We start from the raw sequence: 24,357 nt of genomic DNA, 5'->3' as shown, positions 1-24,357 counted from the left end.
CGTCGCTTCCCCCTCACAAGGAGACGTTCGTGCGCCTGGTCACGGCCGACATGGAGAACGCCTTCGCCGAGTTCGGGCTGCCCGGCAAACCCGGCACCGACGCGTTCTGGGCAGCGGCGGGGGCACCCCCGTCGGTACCTGCCGACGACGGCGGCTGGGTGACCCTGTTCCTGTGGCGCGGCTCTGAGGCGAGTATCGGCTTCGAGAGCTGGTCGGAGCCCGTGCCCCTGCGCCGGTGGGGCGAAACGGACTGCTGGTACGCCGAGGTGAGGATGCCCGCGCGGCTGCGGGTGACCTACCAGCTGCTCGCGGGCGACTCGGCGTACGCCGACCCGTTCAACCCGGTGGGTGCGGGCGGTGACCGGTCCATCGCCGCGACCCCGGACGCCCCCGGCCAGCCGCACTGGCCCGTCGTCGGCGCCGACGACGTCCTGCCCCTCCCCCGCACCCGGATCCGCTGGGCCGGCGAACGGCTCGGCGGGCGGCGTACCGTACGAGTCCATCCGGCGGGCGGGGGTGGACCGGTGGTCCTGCTGCTCGACGGGGACGACTGGCTGTACCTGCATCCGGCAATGACCGCGTTCGACTCGGCCGTCGCCAGTGGCGAGATACCCCCGGTCACCCTGGTGTTTCTGCCGGCCAAGGGCAGGGCGGCAGAGTTCGCGTGCAGGCCCGAGCTGTGGGAGGCGGTCCGGGGCGAACTGCTGCCGCTGGTGGCGGAGTCCGGCGTACCAGCCGACCCGGACCGGCTGGTGGTCGCCGGGCAGAGCCTCGGCGGACTGAGCGCGATGTACGCGGCGCTGGAGTTCCCGGACCTGGTGTCCCGCGTCGCCTGCCAGTCGGGGTCGTTCTGGTGGACTCCCGACGCCATGGACCGACCGGACCCGCTGGGCGGCCCGGTCGGCGGCGCCATCGCCAGGCGTCTGCGGGAGCGCCCCGACCTGTCCGGTCTACGGATCGCGTTCGACGTCGGGGAACACGAGACACGAATGCTGCCCCACTGCGAACTGACCGAGTCCCTGACGGAACAAGCCGGTGCGACCCTACGGGTCTCGCGATCGGCCTCCGGACACGACCGGGCGGGCTGGCGACACGCCCTGCTAAGGGATGTCGCCTGGGCGCTTGGCTAGCCGGTCACGTCACCGAGCCACGGCCCGGCAGTAGTCCGCGTCGTTGGACAGCAGGTTCCGATGCGTGTCCTCAGCCGTGATGACCCCGTCGTCGAGTACGAGGACACGGTCGGCGGCGTCCAGGAGTGCCGGGCTGCTGGTGATCACGACGGTGGTGCGCCCCCGGCGCAGCTTCGCGACGTTGCGCGCGATGAGCTGTTCGGTGACCGCGTCGACAGCGGTCGTCGGGTCGTGCAGGACGAGGATGTCGGCGTCGGCGGCCAACGCCCGGGCCAGGGACAGCCGTTGGCGCTGTCCTCCGGAGAGGTTGGCGCCGCGGTCGCGGACGCCGTAGTCGAGGCCGTCGCGGTGGAGGGCGACGACGTCCGTCAGCATGGACGCCTCGACGGCCTCGGGGACCGACCCGCTGGTGCCGGACGGGTCGATATTCGTGCGGAGCGTGCCCGCGAAGATCTCGCCGTCGTACGGGTTCACCAGCATGTGCGCGCGGACCGCCTCGATCGACAGGTCCGCGAGCTCCTGTCCGCTGACCCGCACCGCTCCCTCGTACGCGTCCGGCGGGACGTTGACCGCCAGGATCGAAGCGAGGTCGGCCGCCGCCCGCGGCTGGTAGGCGGCGATCGCCACGAACTCCCCGGGCGACACCTGGAACTTCAGGTCGCGCAATGTCCCGTGCCGGACGCAGTCGAGCTCCAGGTCCCCGCCCTCGGCCGGGCGTTCCGGCCCCGGCGTCGTGACCGGCGGCGCGGTCAGCACCAACGCCATCCGCTCGGCCGAGGCACGCGCGATCATCACGTACTTCGGCATCTCCGAGAAGAGCCTGAGCGGTTCCATGATGAACTGCGCCAGCCCCACCGCCATCACGAGTTCCCCGATGTTGATCTGCCCGTCGAAGGCCAGCCAGCCCGCTGTCAGGGTCACGGCGCCGGCGAGGACCGCGTTGAGCGCCAGCGCGGTGCCCGCGTAAGCGCCGTTCACCTTGGCGACGGTGATCGCCTGGAGCTTCGCCTCGGTGCTGACCTTCCGGTAGGAGCTGAACGCCGCGTGGTTGCCGCCGAAGCCGTGGAGCGGACGCAGGCCGGTGATCAGGTCGGCGACCTTGGCACCCGCCCGCGCCACCCGGGCCTGCTGTTCCTGGGTGCTGGAGCCGATCCGCCTGGACAGCACGCTCAGGATGGACATGATCGCGACGGTGCCCACGATCACCAGCAGGCCGAGCCGGAGGTCGGCCAGGCCCAGCGCGACCGCCGCGACGACCACCGCGACCAGCGAACTGATCAGCAGCGGCACCACCTCGATGATGTCGGCGGTCTGGTCGGCGTCCTCGGTGGCGATGGTCAGTACCTCGCCGGACTTGAGGTCGACGTCCCTGGCCACCGGCTGGAGTCCGCAGGCCGCGACCCTCACCCGCCAGCGGTGCGCCTCGGTCGTGTTGGCCTTCTGCAGGACGCGCATCCCGAACCGCCACGACAGCGACACGGTCGTGATGATCACGGCCAGCGCGGCGATGGACAGGCCCAGCGAACCGAGGCTCCGGTCCTGCATCGTGTGCTCGACGATCAGGCCGAGCGCGATCGGGAAGGCCGTTTCGCCCGCCTGGTACAGGCCCATGAGTACGGTGCCCCAGACCATGGCGCCGACGTTGCGGCGCAGGGCGGTCCGCAGGATGTCGGACCCCGGGCGGGGTCGCTGCGTGTCAGGAGTTGTCATCGAGGTGGCGGGCAATCGCTTCCGGGGTTCGCAGGGTGAACAGGTCTCGGATCGTGATCACAGGACCGTACTCGCGGCGGAGCAGTCCGTTGAGCCGTACCGCCAGCATGGAGTGCCCTCCCAGGGACACGAAGTCGCTCACCGCGCTCACCTCGTCATCGTCCAGGTCCAGTGCCTCGGCGAAGAACTCGCACACCACGGTCTCGGTCTCGGTCTCGGGACCGCGCTCCCCCGCCGTGGTCAGCGCGCCGAGCGGCTTGGCCTCCGGCAACGCCTTCGTGTCAGCCTTCCCGTTCACCGTCAGAGGGATGCTGTCGACCTGGGCGTAGTGCGTCGGACGCAGGAAGTCCGGCAGCCCGGCACCCACCTCGGCGGCCACCGTCGCAAGATCCGCGCCGTCCAGCACGAGGTAGGCCGCCAGCCGGTACGCGCCGTCGACCTGCGGGTCGGGCTGGGCGACCGCGGCGACGAACCGGACCGCCGGGTGGGCGACGAAGACGGCCTCGACCTCGCCGAGTTCGACCCGGTGGCCCCGGATCTTGACCTGCTGGTCGGTGCGGCCCAGGTACGTCAGATTGCCGTCAGGCCGCCGGAGCACGAGGTCGCCCGTGCGGTACATGCGCTCGCCGGGTTCGCCGAAGGGGCACGCGACGAAGCGGTGCGCGGTCTGGGCGGGCTGCCCGAGATAGCCCCGCGCGATGCCGATGCCCGAGACGTACAGCTCGCCGGGGACGCCGTCCGGCAGCGGCCTCAGCCACGGGTCCAGCACGTACACGTCGGTGTTGTCGATGGCCACGCCGACCACCGGGTCCTCGCACTCGAAGGTGCCGACGCCCAGGGTGTTGATGGTGTACTCGGTCGGTCCGTACAGGTTGTAGCCGACCGTCCCCTCGGTCTCGGCGAGCCGCTGCCACAGCGTCGGCGTGACCGCCTCACCACCGAGGAGCACCAGCGGCGGACGCCGATCGGGGCTGTCCAACAGGCCCTCGGCGAGCAGCTGTTGAGCGTAGGTCGGCGTCACGTTGATGACGTCGATGCCGTGCTCCAGGCAGTACTCGACCAGGCGGGGCGCGTCGCGGCGCAACTCCTCGTCGCAGATGTGCACCTCATGCCCGTCGGCGAGCCACAGCAGCTCCTCCCACGACATGTCGAACGCGAACGACACGGTGTGCGCTATCCGGAAGATCCGGTGCCCGTGCTCGGCCAGCACCGGTTCGAAGATCCGGCGCTGATGGTTGATCAGCATGTTGGTGAGCCCGGCGTACTCGGTCACCACGCCCTTGGGCTTACCGGTCGATCCGGAGGTGTAGATCGTGTACGCGGGGTGCCGCAGCCGATCGGGGTCGTCCGGCGCGAACGTCACGAACGGCTCGGCAGCCGGCAGGGGACGGTCCAACTCGAGCAGCTCGCCCGTCAGGCGGGGGGATACGGCGCTCACGGTGAGGATCACGTCCGGGCCGGCGTCCTCGACGATCGCCGCGATCCGCTCGTCCGGGTGGTCCAGCTCCAGCGGCACGTAGGCGGCGCCGACGCGCAGGACGGCGAACAGCGCGACGATCCAGTCGAGGGAGCGCGGGATCGCGAGACCCACGGTCGTCTCGGGACCGATGCCACGCGCGGCGAGCACACCGGCCACCGCCCGGCTGCGGTCCCGCAGTTCGGCGAAGGTCATGGTCGAGCCATGGGCGACCAATGCCACCCGCTGCGGGTCACGGTCCGCCGCCTGGTCGAACCGGTCGACGACGGTGTCCGTGCCGACGTCCGTACGCTCGGCCGGCGTGGGCTGCGGCCCCAGCCCCCGCAGCGCCCCCACCGGTCCGGTCGCCCGTGCCAGGTCTTCGAGTACGCGCAGATAGTCGTCGAGGAGGCGCCGGGCGCTCTCGTCGTCCTCGTCGCGGTACTCCAGCTTGACCGTAAGCCGGTCGCCAGGCGTCACGACCCAGGTGAACGGATAGTGGGTGGAGTCATCCGCCTTCACCGAGGTGATGCCGTGCCGGGCGTTCATCTCCGCGAACGCGTCCATGTCCAGGAAGTTCTGAAGCACGAACAAGTTGTCGAACAGCGTGTCGTGTCCGCTGGCCCGCTGGATTTCACCGAGCCCCATGTGCTCGTGCTCCATCGCCTCGACCCTGGCCGTCTGCACGGCCGACAGGTACTCCCGGACCGTCTCGCCGGGCCTCGCTCGCGTCCACATGGGCACGGTGTTGAGCAGCACGCCGACGATGTCGGCCAGCCCCTCGCCCTCCCGGCCGGAGACGGTCACGCCGAACACGGCGTCACTGCGGCCCGTGCGGGCACCCAGCAGCAGGCCGAAGGCCCCGGTCAGCACCGAGTTCAGCGTGACACCGTGTACCTTGGCCGCTTCCCGCAGCAGGTCCGACTGCTCGGCCGGCAGTGTCCGCACGAGGGCGCGCGGCAGGGCGTCCGTGAGGGTCGGCGTCGGTCCGGCGAGCAGTGTCGGGCCGGGAAGGCCGGCCAGCTGATCCGACCAGAAGCGTTCCGATACGGCCACGTCCTTGGCGTCGAGCGCCCGGGCGTGATCCTCGAAGCTCGGCGTGGCCGGGGTCGGTACCGGCAACTCGCCCGCGAGGACGGCCTGATAGGCGTCGAACAGGTCCCTGAGGACGATCTCGCGGGACCAGCCGTCCCACAGCAGCAGGTGGTAGCTCAGCAGCAGGCCGTCGCGGTCGCCGGGGCGCCGCACCACGGTCATCCGGATCAACGGCGGCTCGCCGGGATCGAATCCCATGTCGCGGTCACGGACGCGCAGGGCGTCGACCTCCGCCTCCGTGGACAGGGCGATCGTACGGACCTCGACGCTGCGGCCCGCCGCGAGCGTCTGGACGGGGTTGCCGTCGTCGTCGGTGGTGAAGCCGGCACCCACGACCGGGTGCCGGGCGATCACGTACGCCATCGCCTCGGCCAGCGCGTCGGTGTCGAGACGCCGGTCGAAGGTGAACCAGCTCTGCGCGACGTAGTGTCCGGCCGAGCCCGCCATCTGGGCCTGGAAGAACAGGCCGCGCTGGAGCGGGGTGACGGGCGCGGTGCGCTCGGCTGTCGCGGAGGCCTGCGCGATGCGTTCCAGTGCGCTGTGCCAGTGCTCGGTGATCTCGTCGGGGATGCCCTCGGCGAGGGTGAAGGCCGCGTGCAGGCTACCGGTGGCCTCGTCGAGCCATGCGTTGACCTCGACGGCGTACGGGCTGCCCTGGCCACCACCGGTGATCTGCAGCGCTTGGGACTCGCTGCCCCGGCCGAGGTAGTTGAACAGCACCTGTGGGCGGGCGGTGAGCAGCGGGGTCGTCTGCGGGTTGAGGTACCGGAGCTGCCCGTAGGCGACATGTGCGCGCTCGTCCGGCTGGCGGTCGGCGAGTTCACGGGCCGCCGCGACGGGGTCGGTGTGCGCGGTGAGCCGTACGGGCGCGATGGAGGTGAACCAGCCGACGGTGCGGGTGTAGTCGTGGTGGTCGAGGGCCGGGAACCGGCCGTGTCGCTCCAGTTCGATCGCGAGGTCGGTGGGCGTCGGCTGGATGCGGGTCAGTGCGGTGCGCAGGGCGCCGCACAGCAACTCGGTGATACCGACTCCGAGTGCGGCGGGTGCGGTGCGGGTGACGCGGTCGCTCACGTCGGGCGGGAGGACGACCGTTGTCTCGCGCAGCCCGGCGACTGCGGGCAGCAGCGCGGGCGCCTGGAGCGTGGTGACCCAGTGCCCGAGGTCGTCGATCGCGTGGGCCGAGTGCAGCGTCAGGGCTTCGGCGTACTCGGCGTAGGACGTGGTCGGCGGTGCCAGGGGCTCCCCGCGCAGGGCCGTGGCCAGGTCGTCCAGGAGCACCAGCCAGGACACCGAGTCGACGGCGAGGTGGTGCACGGTGACCACCAGGGTCCGGGTCGACTGCAGCCACGCGAACGCGATGACGTCCCCGGACTCGGGGGCGAGGCGATCGGCGGCCTCGTTCGCCGCCGCCGTGGCATCGGGCGTGTCCGGCCGTACGACGGTGACGTCGTGGTGGGGTTCGGTGCGCAGGGCCCAGACCCCGTGCTCGACTCGCAGGCGGAGCCGGAGGATCGGGTGCGCGGCGACGACGGCGTTCGCCGCGCGCTCGGCGTCCGCGAAGCCGGTGCCCTCCGGGGCCACGAGTGTCCTGGCCTGGGCGAACCGGGAGAGGGATCCGCCCAGTTCGCGCTGGCGCAGGATGATCGGCGTGGGTATGAGGGGGCCGTCCTCGCGGCGGGCCGCGGTGGGCGCGGCGGCCCGCGGTGCGCTCGTGGTGAGGTGCTCGGCGAGCGCGCGGGGGGTCCTGAGCAGGAAGACGTCGCGGGGCGCGATCGCCAGGCCGAGCGCCCTGGCCCGGTTGATGACGGTGATGGCGACGATGCTGTCGCCGCCGGCGCGGAAGAAGTCGGTGTCGGCGTCCACCGCGGTGCCGGGCAGGGTTTCGGTGAAGATGCCGACGAGTGCTGCGAGCGCGGAGTCACCGCCTCGTCCCTGGAGGGGCGCGGGGCTGTATCGATCTGGGGCTCCGCCGCGGGGCGCGACCGGTCCGGGCGGGGCCGCTGACAACGCCGCCGCGGTGGTGGCACTGTCTTCGGAGCGCAGCGCCAAAGCCTCGCGGTCCAGCTTCCCGTTGACCGTCAACGGCAGCGCGTCGACCGGCAACACCCGCCCGGGCACCATGTGCACCGGCAGCTTCCTGGACAGCGACTCGGTGAAGTCACCCGGCACCCCACCCACGACGTGCGCGACCAAGCAGTCGCCGCTGTCCGCCACGGTGACGGCCACGTCGACCACGCCGTCGAGTTCTCTGACCGCGGACTCCACCTCGCCCAGCTCGACTCGGAACCCCTTGAGTTGGACCTGATCGTCGGCGCGTCCGGCGAACTCCAGCTCGCCGTCCAGCGTGCGGCGGGCGAGGTCGCCGGTGTGGTACATGCGGGAGCCGTCCCCTGTGAACGGGTCCGCCACGAACCGGCTCGCGGTCAGCCCCAGCCGGCCCAGATAGCCGAGCGAAACCTGGTCACCGGCGACGTAGATGGCACCCACCCGGCCCGGCGGGACCGGCCGAAGCCGGTCGTCGAGCAGGTAGGTGACCAGGCCGGGAATCGGCCCGCCGATCGGGCTCACGTCGTCGCCCAGCCCGAAGTCCTCATCCGTCAGCACCCGGTGGGTGACATGGACGGTGGTCTCGGTGATCCCGTACATGTTGACCAGCTCGGGCGAGCCGGTGCCGTGCCTGTCGACCCAGCCGCGCAGCCGCCCGAGCTCCAGCGCCTCGCCGCCGAAGATGACCCGACGCAGGGTGGGCAGGGGCTCGTCGGCATGCCGGTCGGCCTCGATGAACTGGTAGAACGCCGACGGAGTCTGGTTGAGGACGGTCACCCCGCGCTCGCGGACCAGCCGGTGGAAGTCGACCGGGGAACGGGTCAGCCCGTACTCCGGCACCAGCAACTCACCGCCGTACGCAAGAGCGCCCCACAACTCCCAGACCGCGAAGTCGAAGGAGAAGGAGTGGAACTGGACCCATACATCGTGCGGGCCGAAGTCCATGTCGGGCTGGGTGTTGGCGAGCAGCGTCACCACGCTGGAGTGCGGGACGACGACGCCCTTGGGCCGGCCGGTCGATCCGGAGGTGTAGATCACGTAGGCAGGGTCGTGCCAACTCACCTCGGGCTCGGTGGTGTCCCCCACCGGCAGCTCGTCTCCCTGCACAAGCACCCGGGCCGACACACCCGCCCTGGCCAGCAGCTCAGTGAAACGGTCCCGCTGCTCGCGGTGCACGAGAACGACCTGCGGAGCGGCGTCGGCGAGGATGTACTCCAGCCGTTCGTCCGGGTACGCCAGGTCCAGCGGCACGTACGCGCCGCCCGCACTGACGATGGCGACCAGGGCGGCGACCTGCTCCAGGGAACGCGGCACGGCGACGGCGACCCGCTTGCCCGGACCGACACCAGCCGTGCGCAGCGTCGAGGCCAACTGGTTCTTCGCCGCGGCCAGTTCGCCGTACGTCAAGGACCGGGTTCCGCCGTCGAGACCGCATTGCGTGAGCGCGATGGCGGCCGGGTCGCGGTGCGCGGCGGCGTCGAACAGTCCGCCCAGGGTCGTCGGAGTGATCCGCGCGGGTGGCCGGTCGCTCTCGGACGCCAGGTCGTCGATCAGGGCGTCCGGGCGGGCGAGCAGGCCGGTGAGCGTCGCGGTGAACGTGCGCAGGATCGCCTGGGCGCTCGCCTCCCGCAGCAGCTCACCGTCGTGGATCAGGTTGAAGCGCGGACGGCCATCCAGTGCGCGCTCCACCACCAGCGTCAACGGGTAGTGCGGGGCGCCCTCATTCACGATGCCGGTGATGACCAGCGTGTCGTCCTGGCGCCGCAGCCCGTCGACGTCGGTCGCGACGTCGAACACCACGAGCGTGTCGAAGAGCGACCCGGAGCCGGCCTGGCGGCCGATCCGCGCCAGTGACACGTGCTGGTGCGGCAGCACCGCGCTCTGGTGTTCCCGCACCGAGGCGAGCAGGTCGCCCGCCGTGGTCGTTCCGGTCCAACCGGCGCGCACGGGGATCGTGTTGATGAACAGACCCACCATGTCCGCGATGCCGGGCACATCGGCGTCCCGCCCGGAGACCGTCGAACCGAACACCACGTCCGTGCTGTGCAGGATGCCGCCCAGCGTCACGGCCCAGGCACTGTGGACGGCGACGCTCAGCGGCACGCCGGCCGAGCGGGCGGCGGCGTCGATGTCGTCCTCCGGCTCCACGGCGATGTCGGTGAACCGGTCGGACGGGGTGTGCCCCTCGGCGACCAGCGAGGGGCCGGGCAGCTCGGCGAGTTGCTCGCCCCAGACGCGGTCGCTCTCGTCGGCGTCCCGTCCGGCGAGCCAGCGCACGTAATCGGGGAAGCCGCCCACCGGGTACACGGTGCCCGGCGCGTGGTACTCGGCCAGCAGCGCGCGGAGCATCGGCGGAACCGACCAGCCGTCGGCGATGATGTGATGCACGGTCTGCACCAGGACCGTGCGACCGGAGCCGGCGCGGATGAGGGTGTACCGCATCAGCGGACCGGTGGCCAGGTCGAATCCGGCGCGGCGGTCCCGCTCGGCGTACTCGCGTATCTCGGCGTCGGTGATGCCGGGGCGGTCCAGGGTGGTGAAGGGCGCCTCCCCACCGCTCTCCAGCACGGAGACCACACGGCCGTCGGCCAGTGCCACGAACCGCGCCGCCAGGTTCGGGTACAGCGTGAGCAAGCGGGTGGCCGCCGCCGCGAGCCGGTCGGCGTCCACGTCGCCGTCCAGCGTCAGGAGTTGCTGCTCGACGTAGGCGCCCGCGGAGTCGTCATCGAAGACGGAGTGGAAGTACAACCCCTCCTGCAGCGGAGTCAACGGCAGGATGTCCCGCAGCACCGGGCTGTCCAGGTCGTCGACATCGGCCTGGGTGAGCGGCACCAGGGCGAAGTCGCTGGGCGAATGGCCGCCCTGTTCGAGCACGGCCAGTCCCGTCAGCGCCACCCGGAAGTACTCGCCCAGGGTCGCGATGTCCTCGTCGGAGAACATGCCGTCGGGCCAGGAGATGCTGGTGACCAGTTCGTACTCGCCGGTGGAAGCGGGTGCGGGTTCGGCGATGGCGTTGAACTCCAGGGGACGCGGCAGGCGCATCCTCGGGTCACGCTTCTCACCCAACTGTCCTGTGGTGCCCGCGAGTTGCCAGTCCCCCGAGGCACTCGCGTCGAAGCGGCCCAGGTAGTTGAAAAGCACCTGCGGTGCGGGAGCGTCGAACTCGGTGCGGGTCAGGTAGCGCAGGGCGCCGTACGAGACTCCGTTGTCCGGCACCTCGGCGAGGTTCTCCTTGACCGCCTTGAGCGCAGCGGCCAGGTACTCGGGCGCCGTGAGGTCGGCCGCCGCACCGGGGTCCACGATCACAGGGAACAGCGTGGTGAACCAGCCCACGGTCCGCGACAACTCCGGCTCGAAGCCGGCGGAGCCCGCCACGAACTGTCCCTCGCGGCCATGGCCTTCGAGTTCGATGTGCGCGAAGGTCTGCGACTGCCCGAGGTCGCGGCGCCATCGGGCGAGGGCGACGGCGAGCGCGGTCAGCAGGACGTCGTTGACGCCTGCGTGGAACTTCGCGGGGATCTCGCCGAGCAGCCGGGCCGTGACGTCGGGGCCGACCGAGACGGTGTGTATCCGCTCGTGTGCGACGGTGTCGGCGGCGGACAGGGCACGCCTGCTCACCGGCCCGTCCTCCCCTGGCAGGGGACGCCAGTAGTAGGAGCTGTCCGCGTCGAACGCGGCGCGTTCCAGCAGTTGCGTCCAGCGCCGGAACGACGTGCCCACCGGGGGCAGCTCGATCGGCGCACCCGGGGTGAACTGCCGCCAGGCGGTGGCCAGGTCCTCCATCAGGACGCGCCAGGACACGCCGTCGATGACCACGTGGTGGGCGACCAGGACGAGTTGTCGTGCCACGCGGCGCCATACGGCCCGCAGCATCACCCCGCCCACCGGGTCCAGCCCGGCGGTGGCGAGCGCGACGCACTCGTCAAGGGGCCGGTCGCTCTCCTGCCACCCGGCGACGGCCTCGTCGGCCTCCGGTATGTTGAAGCTCCAGCGCTCACCGCGCACCAGCTTGGCGCGCAGCATGTCGTGGCGCCGGACCAGGGCGGTGAGAATCGCGTCGAGGGCGTCGGCGGTCAGGTCCGCCGGGGTGTTGAGCACCACCGACTGCACGAAGCCGTCGATCGCGTCCGTGGTCCGACCGAGCCACTGCACGATGGGCGAGCCCACGACGGAACCGGTCGCGACATCACGGCGGTCCACCGCGGAGGTGTCCTCACGGCTCGCCACCGCCGCCAGCGCCCCTACGGTGCTGTTGGTGAAGATCTGCCGTGCCGTGACGTAGAGCCCGACGTCGCGCAGCGCGCTCAGCAGCGAGATCGCCAGGATGCTGTCGCCACCGAGCTGGAAGAAGTCCTGGTCGACTCCCACCTCTTCGAGCCGCAGTACTGCCGCGACCGCGGCGCACACCGCTCGCTCGTTCTCGGTCGTGGGCTGCCTCAGCGAGCCCGTTCCCACCACCGGCTCGGGCAATGCGTTCCGGTCGAGCTTGCCGTTCGCGGTGAGCGGGAACTCCGTCATGACGACGATGTGGGCGGGCACCATGTACTCGACCATGTGCTCAGTGGCCCAGGCCTTGACCTCGTCGGCTCGCAGGTCCTCGCTCCCGGCGGCCGGGATGACGTACCCCACGAGGTAGGTGCCGCCCGCCGTGTTCTTCTTCGCGACGACGCAGGTGTGCCGCACACCGGGGTGCTCCGCGAGACCGACCTCGACGTCCTCGATCTCCAGCCGCATTCCGCGGATCTTGATCTGGTTGTCGGCCCGGCCGAGGAAGTCCAGCGACCCGTCCGGGGCGAACCGCGCGAGGTCACCGGTGCGGTAGAGCCGGGAGCCGTCGTCGGCGAAGGGGTTGGCGACGAATCGGGAGGCCGTGAGGCCCGGCGCGCCCACATAACCACGCCCCAGGAGGAAGCCACCTACGTAGAGTTCGCCGCCGACGCCGACGGGGACCGGGCGCAACTCGTCGTCCAGTACGTACAGCTGGGTGTTCGGGTTGGCCTTGCCTATCGACGTCGACAGGCGTTCCGCCGCGCCCCGGTAGATGACGTGAGAGACGCCGATCGTCGTCTCGGCCGGGCCGTAGCCGTGGTACATGGGGATGTCGAGCTTGGTGCGGAACCGCTCGTACAGCTCCGGGGTCAGCACCTCACCGCCGCACCATACGTGCCGCAGGCTGTCCAGGCGGTCGGAGTCGCCCGCGATCTCCAGCAGCACGTCCAGCATGGACGACACCAGGTACGTGAAGGTGACGCGCTGCTCGGCGATCACGCTCAGCAGGTGGTGCGGGTCGCGCTCGCCGCCGGGCCGCAGAACCACCAGCCGGGCACCACTCACCAGTGGCAGGAAGATCTCGTTGATGGAGATGTCGAAGGACAGCGGCGCCTTGAACAGCGACGCGTCGTCGTGTCCGAAGCCCAGGATCTCGTTGACCTGCCAGAGCAGACGCTCGCTGATCGCCTCGTGCCGGATCATCGCGCCCTTGGGCCGCCCGGTCGACCCGGAGGTGAAGATCACGTATGCCAGGGCGTCTCCGAGGACGGTGACCTCGGGTCCCTCGGTGGGCCAGGAGCTGAACCTCCAGTCGTCCAAGTCGACGGCCACGGCTTCCGGTTCGTCCGGGGCGTGCTCCCCCGAGTCGTTGAGCTGCACCACGACCCGGGCGTCCTGGATGACGACGGCCCGGCGCGGGGCGGGCCACTGCGGATCGAGCGGTACGAAGGCGCAGCCCGCCTGGAGGACGCCGAGCAGTCCGATCACCATGTCGGCGGAGCGGCCGAGCGAGATGCCGACGACCTGTTCGGCGCCGAATCCTCGGTCGATCAGATGGTGGGCCAACTGTCCGGAAAGCTCGGCTGCCTGCCGGTAAGTCAGTGAGCGGTGTTCGTCGACAAGGGCGACCGCGTCCGGCCGGGTCCGCGCCTGCTCGCGGAACATCTCCACAATGGTCGGACGGACCCGCTCGGCCTGGGTGTCGTTCCACTCGGCCAGGGCTGCGAGCCGCGCCGCCACGCTGGACGGACCGATCGTCCCGAGGGGCCGGTCCGGGAAGTCGGCCAGGTCGTCCAGCGCGAGCTGTGCCTCGGCGAGCGCGACTCCGTCCGGGACGGCGATGCTCCGCCCGTCCGCGCCGACCTCCCAACCTCCGGGCCCGTCCCCTCCGTTGTCGACCCATCCGAGGACTTCGGTGAAGAGCGTGCCGGCGGTGAGGTCGATGCCGTCGGGGCCGAGACCCGTCGCCCAGTACGACAGCCCGATGGCGCACGCTTCGGCGATGGTCCGGTCGGAATGGTCGCCGATTCGCCGGCATACGGCGGCCAGTTGCCCCGGGGACAGCAGTACGTGACGAGCGCTCGGTTCCATCATCGAAGACTCCGCGTTCCTTCCACCGTACGAAAGTCGGCCCAACTCACATCAGGGGTTGCTCAACTGCCCTCTCGCCAGGCCCGCCACAGCTGTGCGTACCGGCCGCCCAGAGCCACCAGCTCCTCGTGCGTGCCCTGCTCGACCACTCGTCCCGCGTCCAGTACCGCGATACGGTCCGCTGCCATCGCCTGGGTCAGCCGGTGCGCCACGAACAACGTGGTCCGGCCCGAACACGCGGCCAGCACGGCCCGCTCCAGCTCCGCGGCGCCTTCGCTGCCCGCCTCGGCCGTCGACTCGTCGAGCACCACGACGGGCGAGCGGCCCAACACAAGTCGGGCCAGGGCGATCTGGGCTTCCTTGGTGACGTCCAGGCGCTCGCCACCCTCCCCGACCAGGGTGTTCAGCCCATCGGGCAGGGCATCGACCCACCGGTCGGCGCCGACCGTGCGCAAGGCGTCCGTCAGCTCGGTGTCGGTCGCGTCCGGTGCGGCCAGCCGCAGGTCGTCGGCGAGCGGGCCGGAGAAGACGTGCGTCTCCTGCGTCAGGATGCTCACCAAGGCGCGCGCGGCTGCCTCGTCCAGACCGGCCAGGTCGGTCGACCCGACGCGCACCGACCCGGACTGCGGTGTGCCGATGCCCGCGATCAGCGCGGCCAGCGTCGTCTTGCCCGCGCCCGTCGCCCCCACCAGCGCGAGCGAACCGCCGGCCGGGATCGTGAGGCTGACATCCTGCAGAACCGGCTCCTCGGCGTCTGGGTAGCGGAACGTCAGCCCCTCCACCGTCACCGGGTACGACCCGGCGCCGGCCGCCTCGACAGCGGTGTCACCCACCAGCCGGTCCTCGGTGGGCTCCTCCAGCACCCCGACCAGGCGGGTCAGGCTCGCGCCCGACTTCTGTGCCTCGTCGAAGGTGAACATGATGGCGCCGAGCGGGACGAACAGCCGGTGGAACAGCAGGGGGGCCGCCGACACCTCGCCCAGGCTGGCGGCGTCGGCCTCCAGCAGGGCGTATCCCACTACGAGGATGAGGACCAACCCGATGAACTCGGCGCGGTTCTCCCGGCCGACGAACCGGCCGAAGAACCTGAACACCTCGATGCCGAGATTGCGCACCCGCCACGACTCGCTGGTGACCTTGTCGCGGAAGGCGTCCTCCAAGCGGTACGCCCGGACCGTGTCGATGCCGTTCAGACCGCTGATCAACGCCTGTGCGCGGTCGGCCTGGGCGGCCCGCTGCTTCCGGTAGAGCGGGGCGGACCGGGGCAGATACCAGCGCAGGGCCAGCGCGTAGGCGGGCAGCGCGCCCGCGCCGGCCAGGCCGAGCCGCCAGTCCAGGCCGAACATGCCGACCGTCGCGATGACGACCAGCACTCCGGCCGAGAACACCGTGGGGATGGCCGTACGGATGCCCTTGGAGATGACGGCCACGTCGTCACCGACCCGGGAAAGTACGTCTCCCCGGCCGACCTGTTCGATCCGTGCGCTCGGCATCCCGAGGACCGCCCGGACGGCGCCCTCGCGCAACCGCGCCAGCAGATCCGCCCCCAGCCGTCCGATCAGGTAGGTCGACACCGCGGTGGCCGCCGCGCCGAGCAGCGCGGCGGCCACCATCAACGCCCCGATCGTGACCAGGATCGAACGCTCTTCGCCCTCGACCACCCCGTCGACCACGCGGCCGAGCAGGAGCACAGGGAGCACCTGCAGGGCCGCCCCGGCCACCGTGGTGAGCACGGTGGCGACCGAAAGCCAGGGCACTTCGCGGCAGTGCGCCGCTACCCATCGGGTGGCCTCGCGTCCGGTCGCCGTGCGCAGTGTGGCCGGGGCGACGCGCGTGTCGGTGATGCTCACACCTAGCCGGCCGACTTGACGAGTTCGTCGATCGCGTACGGCATGGAGAGCAGGGTGCCCTGGGAGATGGCCGCCCCGACTGCCGGGCCCTCACTGTCCAGCAGGTACGACACCTTGCCGTTCTTGACCGCGTCCAGGTTGGTGAACAGCTTGAACTTCTTCAGCGCGTCCGTGTCCGCCTTGTCGTTGATCACGAAGATGCGGTCGACGTCGACCAGGTCGATGCGCTCGGGCGAGAGCTTGGTGTAGAAGCTGCCGTCCGCGACCTTGTCGATCTCGGTCTGGTACTTGAAGCCGATGCCCGACACCAGCCGTCCGCGTACGTCGGTGGAGGTGAACGGCGCCACCGAGTTCTCGTACCAGGACAGTGCGACGGCGGTCTCCTTCCCGAACGCGGGGTGGTCCTTCTTGGCCGCGTCGAGTTGTTCCTGCACGTCCGCGATCATCTTCTCGCCCTCGTCGGCCTTGCCGAGGGCCTTGGAGATCTGCAGCGCGTTGTCCTGCCAGGGCGCGCTGAACGGCTCCTTCTCGGTCTTGGTGCGGCCGACGGTGGGAGCGATCTTGGAGAGCTTGTCGTAGGCTGCCTGGTCGACCTCGGAGTAGACCGCGATGATCAGGTCGGGGCGCAGGGCGGCGATCTTCTCGTAGTTGGGACCGGAGTCACCGTTCTTCATGATGACCTCGGGCTTGGTGTCTCCCCACTTGTCCTTCACCCAGGGCCACTGGGTGTTGATGTCGGGGCTCTGGCCTGCCGGGTTCGGGTACTGGTCGGTCATGCCGACCGGCTTGATGCCGAATGCCAGGACGGTCTGGTCGTCCGTGTAGCCGACGGTGACGACCCGCTCGGGAGACTTGGTGATCTTCGTGGATCCGAATGCGTGCTCCACGGTGACCGGGAATACGCCGGCGGCTGCAGTCGAGTTGCTGTCGCTCGCATTGTCCGCCGAGTCGGACGAGTCGGAACCGCATCCCGCGAGGAGGCCGACGCCGAGAGTCGCGGCGGACAGTGCGGCTGCCAGCCGCCGCCCGGGCTTCTTACGCGTCGTTCTTGTGAGGAGCATCCGCATTCCCCTTGCTTTCGCGCTTTCCACTGCACCCCCGTCTAAGGGCAGGCAAACCTTAGCGTGACCAGATGAGGTAAGCCTAGCCTAACTTCTCCAACTTTATCGGGATCTACGGGAGTTGGACGTGAGTGCGACCGATCGGCACGATGAGCGGCCTGTCCCCCGCCGGGTCCTCGATCACCATGGCGCGCAGACCGAACGCCTCGTGCAGCAGCTCGGCGGCGATCACGTCACGCGGGTGCCCCTGCGCAAGAATCGAACCGTCCCTCATCACAATGAGGTTGTCGCTGTAGCGGGTGGCCAGGTTGAGGTCGTGCAACACCATGACCACGGTGCACCCCGACTCGTGCAGATCGTCCACCAGGTCGAGCACGTCGATCGCGTGCGCCAGGTCGAGGTAGGTGGTCGGCTCGTCGAGCAGCAGCAGGTCGGTTCCCTGTGCCAACGTCATGGAGATCCAGACACGTTGACGCTGGCCACCGGAGAGGGAGTCGACGGGGCGGTCGCCCAGGTCGGCCACCCCGGTCATGGCCAGCGCGCGCTCCACGACGGCGGCGTCGTCCGACGACCACTGCCGCAGCCAGCTCTGGTGCGGATGGCGGCCCCTGGCGACCAGGTCGGCCACCGTCAGCCCCTCCGGCGCGACCGGCGCCTGCGGCAGCAGGCCGAGCTTCTTCGCCACGTCCCTGGTCCTGAGCCGGGCGATGTCGTCGCCGTCCAGCACGACCGTCCCCTTGGTCGGCTTGAGGAGCCGCGACAACGTCCGCAACAGGGTCGACTTCCCACAGCCGTTGGGCCCGATGATCGTGGTGACGACGCCGGACGGGATCGCCACGTCAAGGTCCTCGATGACCGTCCGGGCGCCGTACCCGACCGTTATGCCCTTGGCTGCCAGCCGTGCGGCGTCGACGACTTCGGTCTCGGTCTCGGCTGTTGTCTGCTGAGCGCCCATCAGGCCCCCTCCGTTCACGCTTCCTGACCTTTGCTCCGGCTATCTGAGGTTGGCCCGCACCAGCAGATAGACAAGGAAGGGGCCGCCGATCGCGGCGGTGACCACGCCGACCGGGAGGCTGATCGGCAGCGCCGTGCGCGCGACCAGGTCCGCGCCGATCAGCAGCAGGGCGCCGCTCACGCCGGACGCCACCATCGGCGGCGTCGGGCACCTCGCCAGTCGCATGGCCACCTGCGGCGCCACCAGCGCGACGAACGGAACCGGGCCCGCCGCGCTCACCGCCACGCCGGCCAGCAGGACCGCGCACAGCAGGAGGACCGCCCGCACCCTCGTGTACCGGACACCCAGGCCCGCGGCGACGTCGTCGCCGAGATGCAGCGGCTTGAACTGGAAGGACACACAGGTCACGACGACCATGAGGACGAGCGTGCCCCAGATCGCCACCCGCACCTCGTCCCACGACCGGTCGTCCAGCGAGCCGACCAGCCACGCCTGGGCCCGGGCCACGTCTCTGATGTCGGCCGAGACCAGCAGCCAGGTCGTGATCGCCTCCATCACGGCGCTGACCGAGATGCCGATCAGGATGAGCCGGAAGCCGTCGATCCCGCGCCGCCACGCCAGGAAGTACACCAGTAGACCCGTGCCGAGCCCGCCCGCGAGCGCCGCCGCGGACAGGCCGACGGAGTTGGCGATCGCCGCGGCGGTCCCACCGGACGCCGTCACCAGGAAGACGGCGACGGCGCTGGCGCCCCCGGTGATCCCCAGGATGTCCGGGCTGGCCAGCGGATTGCGGGCGATGGACTGCGTGATCGCCCCGGACACTCCCAGCGCGATCCCGACGACGAGCCCGGCCAGGGCACGCGGCATCCGCAGGTCCATGATGACGAACTCGTCGACCTGCTCACCCCGGCCGAGGAGCGTGGCGATCACCTGGTCCAGCCCGATGGGGAAGTCCCCCACCCCGATGGACAGACAGAACACGAGGAAGGTCGCCGCGGCGAGCAGCAGCGTGACGAGGACGATCCAGGGGCGCCAGACGAACGAGACGCTTCCGAGACGCACGCCAGGCGTCACCGCCGGCTTCATGGCTGCCCGGTTCGACCGCACGTCTGCGCCGCTCGGCTTGACGTCCGGCCCGTTCACCCTCAAGTCCTTCCCGTTCATGCGCTCTTGAACTTTCCGCGCCACACCAGAACCGCGAAGAACGGGGCGCCGAGCAGAGCGACGAGGACGCCCGCGTCCAGCTCGCTCGGCCGCACCACCAAGCGGCCCACGATGTCACAGACGAGGAGGATCACGGCTCCGAGCAGACCGGCGTACGGCACCAGCCAGCGGTAGTCCGGCCCGGTCAGATAGCGGGCCACATGGGCCACCATGAGCCCCAGGAACGCGATGGGGCCGCACGCGGCCGTCGCCGCGCCGGCCAGCAGGGTGATGGCGGTGATGCCGACGGTCCGACTCAGCGCGATGTTCACGCCCAGCCCTCGCGCCACGTCGTCCCCCAGGTTGAGCAGGTTGATGGCGGGCAACGTGGTCAGCGCCAACACCAGCCCGACCACGATGAATCCGGTGACCGGCCAGATGACGTCGAAGCCGACACCGGCCACGGAGCCCGCGTTCCAGAAGCGCAGCGCGTTCAGCGACTCCTTGTCCGACAGCGCGACCGCGGTGGTCATCGCCATGAGGAACACCGCGACCCCTTGCCCGGCCAGCGCGAGCGTCAACGGGTTGCCCGCCCCCCTGCCGATGCTCGCCAGCCCGAACACGACGACACCGGCGGCCGCGGCCCCCAGGAAGGCGAACCAGACGTACTGGAAGGGATCATCGAACCCGAACAGGGCGATCACCGACACCACGGCGAACGAGGCGCCGGTGTTCACCCCCAGCAGGCCCGTGTCGGCGATCGGATTGCGTGTGTATCCCTGGATCAACGCCCCGCCGACGCCCAGGGCGATGCCCGCGACGATCGCGAGCACCGTCCGGGGCACCCGAACGGTCTGCACGATGAGCCTGATCTCGGTGAGCCGCTGGTCGGAGTCCGGCGCCGCGAACAGCCCGTGCCACACCTCGGCAGGACTCAACGCGCGCGCACCTACGGCCAACGACGCCAACCCCGCGATCACGAGGATCAGCAACAGCGCGCCCAAGCCCACAACCCGTCGCCGACGGGCCGGTGCTGTGCCCCTGAGCGCGGGGCGCTCGACTGCAGTCGTGCCCATGTCGACGTACGTCATCCCTTTGGTTCAGGAAGGATCACACCCACAACATGCCCTACATTCGGGCCTGTTGGCGGCATACGGCAAGTGGGCCGGACTAACGAGCGGCGCTGCCGGTTCCGTCGGCGACCGTCCGGGCCTCGTCGGCGGCCGACTTGAGGCCCCGGTCGAGGAGGGAATCCAGGATCTCGCCGACCCTGATGGCGGTGTTCGACAGCAGCGACGACGTGATGCCGTGGGTGTGCTCCGTGCCGCCCTGCAGATAGATGCCGCAGCGCAGGTCGGAGTCGGTCGCGATGCGGTAGTCGCGCTCGACGCGGACGCGGCCCTCGTCGTCGCGAAGGCAGCGATCGGCGACCTCGCCGAGGAGGCCGATGGGGTCGGCGGGACTGTAGCCGGTGGCGAAGACCACGACGTCCGCGTCGAGGGGCGTCTCGTCGCCGGTGACTAGGGACGTCACCGTGGCACGGACCTTGGTCGGCGTCTCCTTGACGTCGGTGAGCCTGGAGACATTGAGGAAGCGGAGCCGCTCGGTGCCGAGGACCTTCTCCTGGTACATCTGCCGGTACAAGTCGTCGATGAGGTCGATGTCCACCACGGAGTAGTTGGTGTTGCCGTGGTAGTCCATCAGCCTGCGCTTGACGTTCTCGGGCGCGGCGAAGTACTCGTCGACCGCCGCGGGGTCGAAGATCCGATTGGCGAAGCTGCTGTCGTCGGCGGGGCTGTAGCCGTAGCGGGAGAAGACCGCGCAGATCTCGGCCTCGGGGAAGCGGCGGTGCAGGTAGGCGACGTTCTCGGCGGCGCTCTGCCCGGCGCCCACGACGACGAAGCGGGAAGGCGAGGTGCCCTCCAACTCATCGACTTTCGCCAGTAATTCGGAGTTGTGCCAGACGCGTTCGCCGCGCTCCATGCCCTCCGGCATGAGGGGGCGCAGGCCGGTACCGATGACGAGGTTGCGGGCCCGGTGGACCAGGAGCCCCTCCCCCGAACGGACCGTCACTTCCAGGTACTCCACGGCCCCGTCACGGACGACCGGCGCGACGCCGACGACCTCATGACCGTAGGAGACCATGTCCTCGACCTTGGCCGCCGCCCACTCGAAGTAGTCGTGGAACTCCACCCGCAGCGGGAACAGGTTCTTGTGGTTGATGAAGTCGATCAGCCGCCCCTTGCTCTGCAGATAGCAGAGGAAGCTGTACTCGCTGGCCGGGTTCCGGAGCGTCACCAGGTCCTTGAGGAAGGACACTTGCATGGTCGCGTCGTCGATGAGCATGCCACGGTGCCAGCCGAAGGAGGGCTGCTGCTCGAAGAAGTGAGCGGTGATCACCTCTTGCCCTGCGGCTCGTGCGTTGTGCTCGCTGAGGGCTATCGCCATGGCGACATTGGAAGGTCCGAAGCCGATGCCAATGAGGTCGTGAACCGGTGTTGCGTCACCAGGAAGAACCTGTGACATGTCTCTCCCATCGTGCGGGGCAGTCGCCTGTCAGGCGTGGGGAAAGTACGAGGAGCGGGCACGCCGACGGAGCGGCAAACCGAGAACTTAGGTGAGCCTAAGCTAATCCTGTGAAGCTGTCGATAGGGGCGAGGCGGGTATCGAAGCATCAGCGGCGACTCAAGTGGCGGGCCACATAGGCCCGTTGTGCACTAAGGCAAGCCTTGCTTTACTTGACCTCGGTAAATCCCTGCCTCGAGGAGGAAGCCCATGCGGGTCGTCATGTTCGGCTACCAGACCTGGGGGCATCGCACCCTTCAAGCCCTCCTGGACTCCGAACACGACGTGGTCCTGGTCGTGACGCACCCCAAGAGCGAGCACGCCTACGAGAAGATCTGGAGCGACTCCGTCGCCGACCTCGCAGAGGAGCACGGCGTCCCGGTGGTGATCCGCAACCGCCCGGACGACGACGAGCTGTTCGAGCGCCTCAAGGAGGCCGACGCGGACATCATCGTGGCCAACAACTGGCGGACGTGGATCCCTCCGCGCATCTTCGACCTCCCGCGCAACGGCACCCTGAACGTGCACGACTCGCTGCTGCCGAAGTACGCCGGCTTCTCCCCGCTGATCTGGGCGCTGATCAACGGCGAACCCGAAGTGGGCGTCACCGCGCACATGATGAACGACGAACTCGACGCCGGCGACATCGTCCGGCAGGAGGCGGTGCCGGTCGGACCGACGGACACCGCCACCGACCTCTTCCACAAGACCGTGGACCTCATCGCGCCGGTCACGATCGGCGCGCTCGACCTCATCGCCGCCGGGCAGACGGAGTTCACCAAGCAGGACCGGTCGCAGGCCAGCTTCTTCCACAAGCGGTCCATCGAGGACAGCCGAATCGACTGGACCTGGCCGGCGGAGGACCTCCAGCGCCTGATCCGCGCCCAGTCCGAGCCGTACCCCAGCACCTTCACCTTCCACAAGGGCAAGCGGCTTGAGGTGCTCGCCGCCGTGGTCTCCCAGGGCCGGTACGGCGGCACGCCCGGCCGCATCTTCTACCGCGAGGGCGACGGCGTGGTGATCGTCACCGGAGCCGACGCCCGCACCGGCCGCAACCATGGCCTGGCCATCACACGCGTACGGACCGAAGACGGCCGGGAGCTGGGCGCGACCGAGTACTTCACCTCCATGGGCGGGTACCTCACGAGTCATCCCTGACGGCTCGTGTGCCGACGAATCCACCGCCGCGCGGATCCCGGTCCGCGCGGCGGCGCTCGTCCGCCCCGGCACGATGCCAAGACACGACTGGCCATAAGGGCGGCGATCGCCTTCTGGGGCCGGACAGCAAGGGCCGCGTCATCCCGCACCGCCGAGAGCCCGGCCGCGCCATGCTCGGAATCGCCCGGATGCACAACCACACCCTCGCCGGACAGGTCGGCGAGCGGTACGACGGACGGCCCCTCAGCTAGCTGGAGAGCGTGTAACGGAACATGTGCAGGGTCCAGGATGGCTCGGCGGTCGGCTTCGTCGCGTACTCCACGGCCCCCATGGCTGCGTAGAACGGAGCGGCGTTCGGATCCGAACCGACGATGAACTCCGATCGCCCGAGCTCGCGCGCGGTCTGGATCGCATGCTGCCAGAGAAGCTTGCCGTACCCCTTGCCGATCTCGTCGGCGTCAACGAAGAGCTTGTCCAGGAGCAGGTCACCGTCCTCCTCGGTGAAAGCGTAGAAGCCAAGACTCTTGCCGGCCTCCTCCAGGACGAAGACCGGGTTGTTCCGGACATAGGCAGCCGGAATCGCCCGAGCATCACCCGCCCAGTCGAAGTAGCCCGGTGGGTACCCCCAGTGAGTCGACGATCGGTTCTGGAGCTCTTCAAGCTCGCCGGCCTCGTCGGGTTCGGCGCGTCGGATCCGCCAGGCACCGTTGGTTGCCACGGCACGAACCACCCTTCTCGATCGCTACCTGAAGCCGTCGATCCGACTAGATCACGGTTCCAGGCCGGCGAGCCGCACCACCCAACTGGTGTCCTCGGCGCACACGGTGACGGCAGCGCCGCGCCCTCGCATTCCCTATGATGCAGCGGTGTTCGATTCCCGGTATGTGAGAACTTTTCACGAAGTGGTGAGGACCGGCTCGTACTCGGCTGCCGCACGCGCTCTCGGCTACACCCAGCCGGCGATCACCCAGCAGATGAAGGCTCTTGAACGGGACGTCGGCATGCCGCTGTTCGTCCGGGTGGGCCGCGGGCTACGCCTCACCGAGGCGGGCGAGACGCTGTCACGGCACGCCGGCGACATACTCGGTTCCTTATCGGCGGCGCAGGAGCAGATGAACGCCCTCGCCCGGCTGCACGCAGGACAGGTCCGTGTCTGCTCCTTCCCCAGCGCCAACTCCACGCTCCTGCCGGAGGCTCTGGCCCGTCTCGCGGCTGCCCACCCAGGCATACGCATCGATCTACTGGAGAACGAGCCCCCGGAATCGCTTCGGCGCCTGGCGCAGGGCGAGTGCGACATCTCCCTGGCGTTCACCTACCCGGGACTGCACGAACACGTCCCTGACGATCTGGTCGAGACCCCGCTCCTGGAAGACCAATTGACCGTACTGCTGCCCAGCCGACACCGGCTCGCCCGGCGCAGGTTCGTCCAGCTCACCGATCTGGACGGGGAACGCTGGATAGCCGGATGTCCACGCTGCCGGGCCAACCTGCTGCACGAGTGCGAGGAGGCGGGCTTCGTACCCGACATCGCCTTCACCACGGACGACAACCTGGCGGTGCAGAGCCTGGTGGCGGAAGGGCTCGGCGTGGCCATGGTTCCCGCGCTGGTGCTGACCTTCATGCACCGCGCCAAGGTGGCCGGCCGGCCGCTCCAGCCCGCTTCCCGGCGCAAGGTCTCGGCCTACGTCCTGCGGGAGCACCTGCGCATCCCCGCCACGGCGCTCGTTCTCCAGGAACTCAAGGCCGTGGCGGCGAGCAAGACGGGCTGTTGACCGCTCAATCCATAAGCGCTGCTTGGGAGATGCGAAGAAACTGTCGTTGGACGTGA

12 protein-coding genes are annotated in these 24,357 nt (G+C 69.8%); 3 read left to right on the top strand and 9 right to left on the bottom strand.

Annotation, left to right across the window (positions count from 1 at the left end):
• Positions 1-50 precede the first annotated feature (50 nt).
• Complete coding sequence (locus AB5J55_RS41200) at positions 51-1,130, top strand: alpha/beta hydrolase-fold protein (protein WP_369276441.1); 1,080 nt, start codon at positions 51-53, stop codon at positions 1,128-1,130.
• Positions 1,131-1,139: 9 nt separating this feature from the next.
• Here AB5J55_RS41200 and AB5J55_RS41195 read toward each other — a convergent pair whose 3' ends face one another.
• The 8 genes from AB5J55_RS41195 to AB5J55_RS41160 form a co-directional block, all read right to left on the bottom strand.
• Positions 1,140-2,840, bottom strand: a complete 1,701-nt coding sequence (locus AB5J55_RS41195) for an ABC transporter transmembrane domain-containing protein (RefSeq protein WP_369275543.1) — start codon at positions 2,838-2,840, stop codon at positions 1,140-1,142.
• The gene (locus AB5J55_RS41190; RefSeq protein WP_369275542.1) at positions 2,827-13,800 is read right to left on the bottom strand and encodes an amino acid adenylation domain-containing protein; all 10,974 of its coding nucleotides are present in this window, start codon (positions 13,798-13,800) and stop codon (positions 2,827-2,829) included. The genes AB5J55_RS41195 and AB5J55_RS41190 overlap by 14 nt, the downstream gene beginning before the upstream one ends.
• A gap of 59 nt (positions 13,801-13,859) precedes the next feature.
• Positions 13,860-15,647, bottom strand: coding sequence for an ABC transporter ATP-binding protein (locus AB5J55_RS41185; RefSeq protein WP_369275541.1), 1,788 nt, complete (start codon positions 15,645-15,647; stop codon positions 13,860-13,862).
• A 2-nt stretch (positions 15,648-15,649) separates the two neighbouring features.
• A complete protein-coding gene (locus AB5J55_RS41180) occupies positions 15,650-16,708 on the bottom strand; it encodes an iron-siderophore ABC transporter substrate-binding protein (protein ID WP_369275540.1) in 1,059 nt (352 codons plus the stop codon).
• Between the two features lie 112 nt (positions 16,709-16,820).
• Positions 16,821-17,663, bottom strand: coding sequence for an ABC transporter ATP-binding protein (locus AB5J55_RS41175; protein WP_369275539.1), 843 nt, complete (start codon positions 17,661-17,663; stop codon positions 16,821-16,823).
• A 39-nt stretch (positions 17,664-17,702) separates the two neighbouring features.
• Positions 17,703-18,749, bottom strand: coding sequence for a FecCD family ABC transporter permease (locus AB5J55_RS41170; RefSeq protein ID WP_369276440.1), 1,047 nt, complete (start codon positions 18,747-18,749; stop codon positions 17,703-17,705).
• 74 nt (positions 18,750-18,823) lie between these two features.
• Complete coding sequence (locus AB5J55_RS41165; RefSeq protein WP_369275538.1) at positions 18,824-19,882, bottom strand: FecCD family ABC transporter permease; 1,059 nt, start codon at positions 19,880-19,882, stop codon at positions 18,824-18,826.
• A gap of 94 nt (positions 19,883-19,976) precedes the next feature.
• Positions 19,977-21,332 carry a lysine N(6)-hydroxylase/L-ornithine N(5)-oxygenase family protein gene (locus AB5J55_RS41160; protein ID WP_369275537.1) on the bottom strand — a complete coding sequence of 452 codons (1,356 nt, stop codon included), beginning with the start codon at positions 21,330-21,332 and terminating at the stop codon, positions 19,977-19,979.
• Positions 21,333-21,581: 249 nt separating this feature from the next.
• On the opposite strand from AB5J55_RS41160, the gene AB5J55_RS41155 reads away from it, so the two are divergent.
• Entirely contained in the window at positions 21,582-22,529 is a 948-nt protein-coding gene (locus AB5J55_RS41155) for a methionyl-tRNA formyltransferase (RefSeq protein WP_369275536.1), read from the top strand.
• A gap of 247 nt (positions 22,530-22,776) precedes the next feature.
• Here AB5J55_RS41155 and AB5J55_RS41150 read toward each other — a convergent pair whose 3' ends face one another.
• Complete coding sequence (locus tag AB5J55_RS41150) at positions 22,777-23,247, bottom strand: GNAT family N-acetyltransferase (RefSeq protein ID WP_369275535.1); 471 nt, start codon at positions 23,245-23,247, stop codon at positions 22,777-22,779.
• Positions 23,248-23,395: 148 nt separating this feature from the next.
• On the opposite strand from AB5J55_RS41150, the gene AB5J55_RS41145 reads away from it, so the two are divergent.
• Positions 23,396-24,301: a LysR family transcriptional regulator gene (locus AB5J55_RS41145; RefSeq protein WP_369275534.1), complete on the top strand. Its 906-nt coding sequence runs from the start codon at positions 23,396-23,398 to the stop codon at positions 24,299-24,301.
• Positions 24,302-24,357: the final 56 nt, after the last annotated feature.

Origin of the sequence: Streptomyces sp. R11 (assembly GCF_041051905.1) — a bacterium.
Taxonomy (GTDB): Bacteria; Actinomycetota; Actinomycetes; order Streptomycetales; family Streptomycetaceae; genus Streptomyces.
Note: the sequence above shows the minus strand (reverse complement) of the source record. Positions and strands in the feature narration are given on the sequence as shown.